Consider the following 11157-nt stretch of genomic DNA (forward strand, 5'->3'; position numbering starts at 1 on the left):
AGACATGAGCGACACCCTGGGCACTGACACGGCCGACGGCCGCCAGTCGCAGGGCACGCCCCGAGCCGGGGGCGCGGCCGTGTCCGCGCCCCCGGCTCCGCCGCGAGCGGCTGCGCACCGCCGGGGCCGTGCCAGGATGCGACTGGAGATCGCGGTCCTTTCCGCACCGGCGATCATCACGTTCCTGGCGTTCGTGATCTTTCCGGTCGCGCTCGCCGCGTACTACGGCTTCTACCAGTGGAAGGGCTACGGAGACCCCACCGACTGGGTCGGCCTGAACAACTACAAGCTGATCCTCACCGACCCCGCCTTCCATGACGTCCTGTGGCACAACGGCCTGATCCTGGTGCTCTCACTGGTCATCCAGGGCCCGCTGGCGATCGTCCTCGCACTCCTGCTCAACCAGAGGATCCGCGGCCGCTCGACCATCCGCGTCCTGATCTTCGTGCCCTACATCATCTCCGAGGTCATCGTCGGCACCGGCTGGAGTCTGATGCTCCAGAGCAACGGAGCCGTCAACGACCTGCTGCGCAGCATCGGCCTGGGCTCCCTGGAGACCGACTGGATCGCCGACCCGGACCTGGCCATCTGGACGCTGATGGTCATCATCACGTGGAAGTACATCGGCTTCGCGGTGATCCTGATGCTCGCCGGCCTGCAGTCGATCCCCGACGAACTCTTCGAGGCCGCGCAGATCGACGGCGCCTCCTACTGGCAGATCCAGCGCCGCATCACACTGCCGCTGCTGGGACCGACGATCCGTATCTGGGCGTTCCTGTCGATCATCGGCTCGCTGCAGTTGTTCGACCTCGTCTACATCATCTGGGGCCAGTACGTCTCGGGCACCGCGGGCACCTCGACCATGGCGATCTACATGCTCGCCCAGGGCCGCAACGCGGGCAACTACGGCTACGGCAGCGCCGTCGCGGTCGTGATGTTCCTGATCTCGCTCGTCGTCGCGCTGCTCTACCAGCGCTTCGTCCTGCGCCGCGACCTCAAGGGCGCCGTCACCGAAGGGACCGTGTGATGAGTGCGACGACCGCCGCCTCCCGGATGTCCTCCCCGACGGAGCCGAAGCCGTCCGCCGGCCGCCGCGGCAACCGTGACAGGCCGCAGAAGTGGGGGAGCCCCATCACCTACTTCGTCGCGCTGCTCTTCGTCGGCGTCTGCGTCGCACCGGTGCTCTTCATCGTGCTCGGCGGATTCCGCACCAACTCGCAGATCACCACGGAACCGGCCGCCCTGCCCAGTCCCTGGGTGGTCGGCAACTACCTCGACGTCCTGAAGTCGACGATGTTCTGGGGCGAGTTCGCCAACTCCCTCGTCGTCGCGGTCGCGAGCACCCTCGGCATCGTCGTCCTCGGCCTGATGGTGAGCTTCGTGATCGCACGCTACGACTTCAGGTTCAAGGGCGCGATGTACTCCCTGTTCGCCGCGGGCCTGATGTTCCCGATGGTCGTCGCGATCACCCCGCTGTACCTCGTCATCAAGGACCTCGGCCTCGTCGACAACCTGCTCGGCGTGATCCTCCCGCAGATCGCCTTCGGCCTGCCGGTGACCGTCATCATCCTGGTGCCGTTCCTGCGGGCCATTCCGAACGAGATCGAGGAGGCCGCCGCGATCGACGGCATGAGCCGGCTCGGGTTCTTCTTCCGCATGGTGGTCCCGCTGTCGCTGCCCGGTGTGGTCACCGTCGGCATCCTCGGGTTCGTCGGCAGCTGGAACAACTACATCCTGCCCCTGTACATCCTCAACTCGCAGGCGAACTACACCCTGCCGCTCGGAGTCCAGGTGTTCTCCTCGCAGTACTCCACGGACACCGCGAAGGTCCTCGCGTTCACCTCACTCGCCATGCTGCCCGCACTGATCTTCTTCTCGGTCTTCGAGAAGCGGATCGTCGGCGGTCTCACCGGCGCCGTGAAGGGCTGAAACCGGCACCGGCGTCTTCGAGCCGGAGCGCCTTGTGCCTGCCCCCGCCGTGTCCGCGGCGGGGGCGGGCCGCTGACCGACGGAATCGCCCAGCCCACGATCCACCCCGTGCCATCCCCCGGAAAGGACCGCCGAATTGCCCCGCGCCCGCATCGAGCTCGACCGACAGGCCGTCATCGCCCCTGTCCGACGCCGCACCTTCGGCTCGTTCGTCGAGCACCTCGGCCGCTGCGTGTACACCGGGCTCTACGAGCCGGAACACCCCAGCGCGAACGACGAAGGGTTCCGCATGGACGTCGTCGAACTCGTCAGAGAACTCGGCTGCACGACCATCCGCTACCCGGGCGGCAACTTCGTCTCCGGGTTCCGCTGGGAGGACTCGGTCGGCCCGCGCGAGAAGCGCCCGGTGCGCCGCGACCTCGCCTGGCACTCGCTGGAATCGAACCAGATCGGCCTCGACGAGTTCGCCAGATGGCTCAAGCTCACCGGCTCCGAGCTGATGCTGGCGGTCAACGTCGCCACACGAGGCATCCTGCCCGCCCTGGACCTGCTCGAGTACGCCAACCACCCCTCCGGTACGGCGTGGTCGGACCTGCGCATCGCCAACGGCACACCGGAGCCGCACAACGTACGCATGTGGTGCCTGGGCAACGAGATGGACGGGCCCTGGCAGACCGGGTTCATGACGGCGGACGACTACGGCAAGATCGCCGCCCGCACCGCCGCCGCGATGAAGACGGCCGACAAGGACCTCGAACTCGTCGTCTGCGGCTCCTCCGGGTCCGGCATGCCGACCTTCGGCGACTGGGAACGCACGGTGCTCGAGCACGCCTACGACCACGTCGACTACGTCTCGTGCCACGCTTACTACCAGGAGCACGACGGCGACCTCGGCTCCTTCCTCGCCTCGGCGATCGACATGGACTACTTCATCGACACCGTCGTCGCCACCGCCGACCACGTGGGGCACAAGAAACGCTTGGGCAAGAAGATCAACGTCTCCTTCGACGAGTGGAACGTCTGGTACCTCAAGGAGCACCAGGAGTCCGGGGAGGTCGGCGACGAGTGGCGCCACGCCCCCCGGCAGCTCGAGGACAAGTACACGGTGGCGGACGCCGTCGTCGTCGGCAACCTGCTGATGACGCTCCTCAAGCGCAGCGACCGCGTCACCTCGGCCTCGCTCGCGCAGCTCGTCAACGTGATCGCTCCGATCATGACCGAGCCCGGCGGCCCGGCCTGGCGGCAGACGACCTTCCACCCGTTCTCGATCACGAGCCGGCTCGCTTCCGGCGAGGTGATCCGGCCCGTGATCGAGGCGCCGACGTACGAAACCGCGCGCCACGGCGAGGCGTCCGTCATCGACGCCGTCGCGACCGTGGACGAGGACCGGGCCGCGGTCTTCCTCGTCAACCGCGACCTGGCCGAGGCCGCGCAGGTCACGATCGATGTACGCGGCCTCGGCTCCTCGCGCGTCGCCGAGGCGGTCACGCTCGCCGACTCCGATGTGTACGCGAAGAACACGCTCGCCGAGCAGCACCGGGTGACCCCGGCCGCGAACCCGAGCGCGGTACTCGCCGACGGCCTGCTCACCATCGAGCTGCCGCCGGTGTCGTGGACGGCGGTCGCCCTGCGATGAGCGACGGCACCGGACCCGGTCAGGAGCCGGATCCGACAGCCGAACGCCGCGAGACGACCTGTGTGTTGCGCGACGGAACGCGGCTTCGGACCGTCCTGCTGCTTCCGCACGGGAGAGGGCCGTGGCCGGCCCTGCTGACCCGTCACCCCTATGACGCGACCCGTGACGAACACGACGGGATACTCGACGTCCGGCGCCTGGTCGCCGCCGGATACCTCGTCGCACTCCAGGACGTGCGGGGGCGCTTCGGCTCCGCAGGGGTCTTCGACCCCTGCGCGCAGGAGGTGGCCGACGGCGCCGACGCCGTGGCCTGGCTCGCGGCGCTTCCCGAATGCACCGGCGCCGTCGGGATGTGGGGCGCTTCCTACGCCTCGGACACCCAGTTCAGCGCTCTTCTGGGCGGCGCTCCGGCCCTGCGGGCGATCGCTCCCGCCATGACGCCGGCGATGTCGGCGCTCGACGGTTTCCGGTTCCGCGGCGGTGTGCCGGAGATCGGAAGCACCCTCGCGTGGACGCACTACGCGATCGCCCCGGACCTGATCACGCGCATCGGCTCCGCCCGCGAACGGGAGGCCGAGCGCAGGCGGTGGGAGGCGACCGAGCGTGCGATCGGATCCGGGGAAGCTTTCCGGGCCGGCGCCGCGCAGGCCGGCCCGGACGCCGAGGCGATCGTCGTATGGGGCCTGGACCGGTTGCGGGAGCCACTGGGGTCGGCGCGGCACCGCGCCGGGAAGATCGTCGACCGGATCGACGCGATCGACATCCCGGTCTTCCTGACCGGCGGGTGGTTCGACGTCTTCCTCGGGCCGACGCTGGAGATCTACCGGCGTCTGCTGCGCCGCGCGAAGGACACCGGCGGTCCGGTGCCCCGCCTTCTGGTCGGCCCCTGGACGCATGACGACATGTCGGGCCGGACGGCCGGCGTGGATTTCGGGCCGGACGCGTCCGCCGGTGATCTCGGCGGCGGCGCAGACCTCACCGCGCGGCACGTGCGGTGGTTCGACGCCGTCCTGCGCACGGGCGAGACGGACACGCCGCCGGTGCGCGTGTTCCTGATGGGCTCGAACCGGTGGATCGACCTGGACGAGTTCCCCCCGCGCGACACACGGACGCTCGAACTGTACCTGAGCGCCGGGGGATCACTCGCGGCCGAGCCGGCCGGGAGCGGTGAACGGAGGCTGACCAGCGATCCGGCGTCCCCGGTGCCGACGTGCGGCGGTGCGGTGCTCCTCTTCGCGCCGTTCGAGGCGGGGCCCGCCGACCAGAGGGCGATCGAGGCACGGCAGGACGTGGTCTCGTGGCGCACCGTGCCGCTCGCCGAGGAACTCACGGTGATGGGCGCGGTCCGCGCCGTCGTCCACCTCGCGACCACGGGAACGGACGCGGACGTGGTCGTGCGGCTGTGCGACGAACACCCGGACGGCAGCAGCCTCGTCATCACCGACGGCGTGCAGCGGGGGTCGGCTCGGCTGGTCGACCCGATCACGGGTCTGGGCGAGCGGCGACCGGTCGAGCCGAACCGGGAGCAGGAGTTCGTCGTGGACCTCTGGTCGACGGCGCACACGTTCCTGCCGGGCCACCGGGTGCGGGTCGACATCGCACCGAGTTCGTCACCCCGCTGGGACGTCGGACGCAATGTCTTCGAGCCGGCCGGGGCGACGGAGGCGCCCACCGTGGCGGAATACACGATCCGCCACGGCGCCGCCCGTCCGAGCCGCCTCGTCCTGCAGGTCGTGACGACAGCGCCGCGATGAGACCGGCCGGGGCGCGCCCCGGCCGGTCTCATCGGCGTCGCGCCGAGGTCGCCGGGGCCGGTCCGGTGGAGGCACGGACGACCAGCTCGGTGGCCAGCTCCATACGGGCGGGGGACCGGGCGCCGCCCTCTTCGCCGCGGGAGAGCCCGACCAGGAGCCTGACCGCCGCGGCGCCCAGCTCGGTGCTGGGCTGTCTGACGGTCGTCAGCCCGGGGGTGATGTACTGCGCCTCGGGCAGGTCGTCGAACCCGATGACACTGATGTCCCGGGGAATCCGCAGGCCCCGGGCGTCCAGAGCGTCGTAGATGCCCAGTGCCATGGAGTCCGCGCAGGCGAAGAGCCCCGTGATCCCCGGGTCGCTGTCGAGCAGGGTGTGAGTGGCGGCCTTGGCCTTGGCGCGGTTCCATCCGCCATAGGCCACGGACACCGTGGCGCTGCCGCCGGTCGCCGTGTCGGCCGCCGCGCGGAAACCGTCGACGCGCGCCCGGCTGAACAGATGGCGGGCGTGGCCGGCGACGACCCCCATCCGCTCGTGGCCGAGGGACAGAAGGTGCTCGGCGGCCATACGGCCGCCGTCCCAGTTCGCCACGCCGACGCTCGCCACCCCCGACGGCGGTGTGCTCATCGGGTCGATCAGCACCACGGGGACGCCTGCGGCACCGAGCGCGTTGAACTCCCGCGAGGTGGGGTCGACCAGCGTCCCGATCGTGCCGATGGTGCGCCTTCTCAGGACCCGCGACACCCAGTCGCCGTGCGGATCGGCGAGCGTCAGCACGGTATCGATCCCCGCCGCGGCCGCCTCCCGCCCGACCCCGGCTATCAGCAGGTTCGCCCATGACCCCTCGAAGTGGGTGACCACGAGATCGAGCACATTGGACAAGCCGCTCTCGTCCCGCGCACCTTCGTTCTTGGACCCGGCCCGGCGGGTGTAGCCGACGGCCTGCACGGCCTCCATGACCTTCGCGCGCGTCTCGGCCGAGACATCGGTTCCGCCTCGCAGCACCTTGGACACGGTGGGCACGCTCGTACCGGCTGTTTTGGCCACCGAGGACAGTGTGGGGCGCGATCCGGCGGGTCGAGGTGGCATGGGGGACAGATTAACCGGCGGGGAAGCCGTCCAGGACGCCGGGCCGGTGCCGGGGCCGCCGCCTCCCGGGCCGGCACCGCCGGCCGCCGGCTCCCGGGGCGCGGCCTCGTGGCAGGTCGCGCCCGGCGCCCGCGCGGGACCGCAGGCGTCGTACGCGGCCGCAGGCCGAGCGTTACGCGGAGGGCGCCGAGGCCGGGGTGTACTCGAACCAGTCGAAGGCGACCGCGCCCTTGGTGGCGTACATGCCGATCACCCGGCCGGTGAAGCCGCAGGCGACCTCGGTGGACAGATAGCGCCCGTCCAGTTCGGCGAGCGGCCGGGCCCCCGGGGCGCCGGGATCGCCGAGCCAGAAGGCGAGGGTGTCGGGGCCCGTGGTCCCGCCGTCGGTGAGTTCGGGCGACGCGGGCACGAGGCCGGACGTCCGGACCGTCACGGCGAGGGTCAGCGGTCCGGCCGGGACCGGCCGGTCGGCCACGGCCTGGCGCAGCGGGCCGATCCGGGCGACGACGCGGGCCCGCCCTTCTTCGACCTCCAGTTCGTAGTGGTGGGCCTCGTCCAGGCGCACGCACAGACCGCCGCGCCCCGCACCCGGGTCGATCGCGGCGGTGACACGGCAGTCGTGGTGCTGCTGACGGCGGCCGACGAAGGTGTACCCGGGACGGTCGAGGGTGGGGCCGGTGGCGTGGAGGACCAGTCGTCCGGGGCGCTCGGTGAGCGACCAGGAGCCCTCCGGGCGGGTGAACGGCGAGATCCAGTACGGCGCGAGAGCGGCACCGTCGAAGTCGTCACGGGCGGGCGGGGCCGGAACCGGATGCCAGGCGCCGCCCGGGGCCGTGTGGCTCTCGGGAACGGGCGCGACGACGGGCCAGCCGTCCTCGCCCCACTCCACAGGGGTCAAGAACGTCTCACGGCCGAGCACGTGCACGTCGGGCGTGAAGCCACGGGGGCGGACACCGAGCAGCACCATCCACCAGCTGCCGTCGGGAGCCTCCACCAGGTCGGCGTGGCCGGTGTTCTGGATGGAGCGGGCGGTACCGCTGTGGGACAGCAGAGGATTGGCGGGTGCGCCCTCCCAGGGGCCGCGCGGCGAGCGGCCGCGGGCGATGGAGACGCTGTGACCGCGTTCCGTGCCGCCCTCCGCGATCAGCAGGTACCACCAGTCGCCGATGCGGTAGAGGTGCGGTGCCTCGGGGTACTTGAGGCCGCTGCCCGACCATGTGGCGAAGGGCCCCTCCAGCACCTCGCCCGCGACCGGGTCGATCCTGGCCATGTTGATGCCGCCCTCGACCCCGGAGAAGGCGCACCAGCAGGTGCCGTCCTCCTCCCACGCCAGGTCGGGGTCGATCCCGGGCAGGTCGATCCACACCGGGTCGCTCCACGGCCCTTCGGGCCGCTCGGCCGAGACGACGAAGTTGCCGCCGCCGTCGATGTTGGTGTTGATGACCCAGTAACGGCCGTCGTGGTGGCGGATCGTGGGGGCGTAGAGGCCGCCGGACGCCTTGGAGCCGGGCAGGGGCAGCGGCAGTTGCCCGGGCCGGTCGAGCACGTTGCCGATGTGCTCCCAGTGCACGAGGTCCCTGCTGTGGAAGAGCGGCAGTCCGGGGAAGTACTCGAAGCTGGAGCACACCAGGTAGTAGTCGTCACCGACCCGGCACACGCTCGGATCGGGGTGGAATCCACTGATCACAGGGTTCTTGTAGGTATGCAAGGAAAACCTGTTCCCTTCGAGCCGCCGGGCACCGTGGAGCGAGTCTAGACGGCGTCCCGTGCCCGGGCCCGACCGGTGCGGGACGGCCGGGCGCGAAGCGCCGACGGCGCCGGGACCACCACCGCGTCCGCGCCCCGGCGCGTTTCCCGGTCTGCCGGGGCATGGAGTACGGCCGCCCGTACGCGCCGCCGGGCAGCCCGGATATCACGGATGGGGCCCACACGGTCCGCAAACACGCGATGTCCCTGCCCATGTCGCCGGACTGGGGCGAATTCGGCCTTGCACGCCACTCCGCCGCATCGGCACGAGACTGGGAAAGGACCGATGAGTTTTGGCCATTCTTGCAGTTGACCAGGTGTCAATTCCCCTGCGCGGAAAAGGTTCCGGGTCGGCCGGGAAGTCGCTTCAGCTATGACGGCACTCGACTATGCTGCGAACATGAAGTCTGCTGAGCCACCACTTGCCGCCCGTGCGAACTCGGTCGGCTCATCGCCCGTACGCGACATCCTGGCTCTCACCTCGCGGCCCGAGGTGATCTCGTTCGCCGGCGGCCTGCCGGCGCCCGAGCTGTTCGACGCCGAAGGCATCCGGGCCGCCTATGACCGGGTGCTGGCCGAGGAGGCGGAGCGGGCGCTGCAGTACTCCACCAGCGAGGGCGACCCCGAGTTGCGTGCCGTCACCGCGGCCCGGCTGACCGCGCGGGGCCTTCCGACCGAGGCCGACGACCTTCTCGTCACCAACGGGTCGCAGCAGGCGCTCACATTGCTGACCACCACGCTGGTGGAGCCCGGCGACGTGGTCCTGGTCGAGGACCCCTGTTATCTGGCCGCTCTGCAGGCCCTCTCGTTCGCGGGCACACGGATCGTGGCCGTACCGACCGACGACCAGGGGATCGACCCGGCGGCCCTGGAGGAGATCGCCGTCCGTGAGCGCCCGAAGCTGCTGTACATCGTTCCGACGTTCCAGAATCCGACCGGCCGGACGCTGCCTGAGAAGCGCCGCCGCGCGGTCGCCGAGGTGGCCCAGCGGCACGGGTTCTGGATCGTGGAGGACGACCCCTACGGCGAACTCCGTTACAGCGGTGAGGAAGTGCCCTGGATCGCCTCGGCGCCGGCCGCGGCGGACCGTACGGTCCTGCTGGGCACCTTCTCCAAGATCATGGCGCCGGGAATGCGACTGGGCTACCTGCGGGCACCCGAGCGGCTGCGCCGGGCCTGTGTGATCGCCAAGCAGTCCGCGGATCTGCACACCTCCACCGTCGACCAGGCGGCGGCCGCCCGCTATCTTCGCGACCGCGACCTCGCCGCGCACCTCTCCACCGTCCGTGCCGCCTACCGCGAGCGCCGGGACGCGCTGCTCGATTCCCTGCCCGAGGCCATGCCGGCGGGGAGCAGCTGGAACCACCCCGACGGCGGCATGTTCGTCTGGGCAAGACTCCCCGACGGGCTCGACGCGACGAAGCTGCTGTCCGTCGTGATCAAGCATGATGTGGCCTACGTTCCGGGAGCGCCGTTCTTCGCGGGCACACCGGATCCGGCGTCACTGCGGTTGTCTTTCACCACGCACTCTCCCGAGGAGATCCGTGAGGGGCTTCGGCGGCTGGCCGAGGCCTTCGCGACCGCGGGCGCTTCCGCGTAGCGCGTCGTCCGCTCTGTCAGCGCTCACATGTTCGCGGCCGTCGGCTCCTCGGCCCTGCTGTGCCGGCCGGAAGGGAAGATGCTCCGGCCTGTCCGCCCCTGTCGGCGGTGAGCGTCTCCCTGCCCGTGCGGCCGGCGGCAGGACGGCGGCCCCGAATCCCGGGGCCGCCGGTGTCCCGTCCTCCCGCCCCGTCGAGGACGAAGGCCCGGCCTGATGCCGTTCATGCCGCAACAGGTCTGCCCCGGCGGCGGATTCGGCGATCACCTCGGCCGACAGGCCGGTGACCCTTCGGTGGCCGGTGATCGCTGCGTGTTTCACGTCCCCCGCCACACGCCACGGTCAACGGTCGGCGGCTCGAAGCCGCACCACCGGCCACGCGCGTGCCGGGACGGTGCGGTCCTTTCGGTTTTCCGTGGTCCACTGAGGTTTTCTCAACGCCTTTCGTGCCATGCATTGTTGAGGACGAGGGCGGCCTGGGCGATGGCTCCGATCCGGCTGGGGCTGACCGTCACATGCTGCAGCGTGCGCCAGCGCTGTTTGAGCTCGGCCGCCGCACGCTCGCCGATCGCGCGGATGCCGCGCAGCAGCCGGTTGTGGGCGCGGGTGTCTGCCGCCAGGGGTGAGGCGATGTCGGGATGCGGGCGGAAGGGGGTGTGCACGCCGCTGCCGGCGCCGGTGTAACCCGCGTCAGCCAGGGTCGGCAGCCCGTGGCGGGCCGCGGCGTACAGCGCCGGCAGCACATGGGTCCGCGCGGCGCGCAGGTCGTGCACCGAGCCGGGCTCGATGTCGGAGACCCACAGCAGCGAGCCGTCGGAAGCGGCGAGGAACTGCAGGTTTCCGGCGAAGCGTCGTCCCTTGCCGGAGTACCACAGGTCGTTGCCCCGCTCGGTGGTGCCGGCCACCCGGTCGCAGGCGATGAGCGTGCCGTCCAGGACCACATGGCTCAGGCCCTGCTCACGGCAGCGCTCCAGCACTTGGTGCAGGTCCGGGGCGCGCTCGGCGAGGACGTCGATGCCCTCGTGCAGATACCGGTAGCCGGTGGCCTGGGAGATCCCGGCGTCGCGGGCCAGGCAGTGCACGCAGGTGCGGTGGCGGAACCAGCGCAGCACCAGGACCGCCTGGCGGAACGGGCCCAGCGCCCGCGAGCCGCGCGGAGTGCCGATCTTCCGCCGGTGGGCGGCCAGCAGGCGGGCGAGGAAGGCCACCACCGGGCGGGGGATGTCGAGCATGGCAACATAGGGGACCAACGTGAAGCCTCTGGTGTCGCAGGACGATCTTGTGAGAGAGAACCGTCCTACCAGGGGCTTTACGTCTGCCCGCCACCGGGGCAGGGCTGCCCGAATCGTCCGGACACCAGAGCCTCATCCGGCTTCGCGTAGATCATTTCGCTGAGAAAACCTCACTG

The 11157-nt window shown here is 70.7% G+C and carries 8 protein-coding genes; 5 read left to right on the top strand and 3 right to left on the bottom strand.

Features of this window, described 5'->3' with window-relative positions; genetic code table 11:
- Positions 1 to 4: 4 nt before the first annotated feature.
- From CUT83_RS27930 to CUT83_RS27945, 4 genes are all read left to right on the top strand, one after another.
- Entirely contained in the window at positions 5 to 1027 is a 1023-nt protein-coding gene (locus tag CUT83_RS27930) for a carbohydrate ABC transporter permease (protein WP_101258591.1), read from the top strand.
- A complete protein-coding gene (locus CUT83_RS27935; protein ID WP_101258592.1) occupies positions 1027 to 1929 on the top strand; it encodes a carbohydrate ABC transporter permease in 903 nt (300 codons plus the stop codon). The genes CUT83_RS27930 and CUT83_RS27935 overlap by 1 nt, the downstream gene beginning before the upstream one ends.
- A gap of 136 nt (positions 1930 to 2065) precedes the next feature.
- On the top strand, positions 2066 to 3565 hold the full coding sequence (gene arfA / locus CUT83_RS27940) for an arabinosylfuranosidase ArfA (RefSeq protein WP_101258593.1): 1500 nt from the start codon (positions 2066 to 2068) through the stop codon (positions 3563 to 3565).
- Positions 3562 to 5319 carry a CocE/NonD family hydrolase gene (locus tag CUT83_RS27945; protein WP_101258594.1) on the top strand — a complete coding sequence of 586 codons (1758 nt, stop codon included), beginning with the start codon at positions 3562 to 3564 and terminating at the stop codon, positions 5317 to 5319. Before arfA ends, CUT83_RS27945 begins: the two co-directional genes overlap by 4 nt.
- A 28-nt stretch (positions 5320 to 5347) precedes the next feature.
- On the opposite strand, the gene CUT83_RS27950 is transcribed toward CUT83_RS27945, so the two are convergent.
- Together CUT83_RS27950 and CUT83_RS27955 are read right to left on the bottom strand one after the other, a co-directional pair.
- The gene (locus CUT83_RS27950) at positions 5348 to 6364 is read right to left on the bottom strand and encodes a LacI family DNA-binding transcriptional regulator (protein WP_241524836.1); all 1017 of its coding nucleotides are present in this window, start codon (positions 6362 to 6364) and stop codon (positions 5348 to 5350) included.
- A 214-nt stretch (positions 6365 to 6578) separates the two neighbouring features.
- Positions 6579 to 8114, bottom strand: a complete 1536-nt coding sequence (locus CUT83_RS27955) for a glycoside hydrolase family 43 protein (protein WP_101258596.1) — start codon at positions 8112 to 8114, stop codon at positions 6579 to 6581.
- 438 nt (positions 8115 to 8552) lie between these two features.
- Between CUT83_RS27955 and CUT83_RS27960 the strand changes: the two genes are divergently transcribed.
- Complete coding sequence (locus tag CUT83_RS27960; protein ID WP_101258601.1) at positions 8553 to 9752, top strand: aminotransferase-like domain-containing protein; 1200 nt, start codon at positions 8553 to 8555, stop codon at positions 9750 to 9752.
- Positions 9753 to 10183: 431 nt separating this feature from the next.
- Here CUT83_RS27960 and CUT83_RS27965 read toward each other — a convergent pair whose 3' ends face one another.
- On the bottom strand, positions 10184 to 10999 hold the full coding sequence (locus CUT83_RS27965; protein WP_439144991.1) for a transposase family protein: 816 nt from the start codon (positions 10997 to 10999) through the stop codon (positions 10184 to 10186).
- Positions 11000 to 11157 lie beyond the last annotated feature (158 nt).

Source organism: Streptomyces barkulensis (genome assembly GCF_002843305.1).
Lineage (GTDB): Bacteria > Actinomycetota > Actinomycetes > Streptomycetales > Streptomycetaceae > Streptomyces > Streptomyces barkulensis.

Coding starts and splice junctions, on each gene's coding strand:
- CUT83_RS27960 (WP_101258601.1), top strand. CDS start 8,553: ATGAAGTCTGCTGAGCCACCACTTGCCGCCCGTGCGAACTCGGTCGGC.
- CUT83_RS27930 (WP_101258591.1), top strand. CDS start 5: ATGAGCGACACCCTGGGCACTGACACGGCCGACGGCCGCCAGTCGCAG.
- CUT83_RS27935 (WP_101258592.1), top strand. CDS start 1,027: ATGAGTGCGACGACCGCCGCCTCCCGGATGTCCTCCCCGACGGAGCCG.
- CUT83_RS27945 (WP_101258594.1), top strand. CDS start 3,562: ATGAGCGACGGCACCGGACCCGGTCAGGAGCCGGATCCGACAGCCGAA.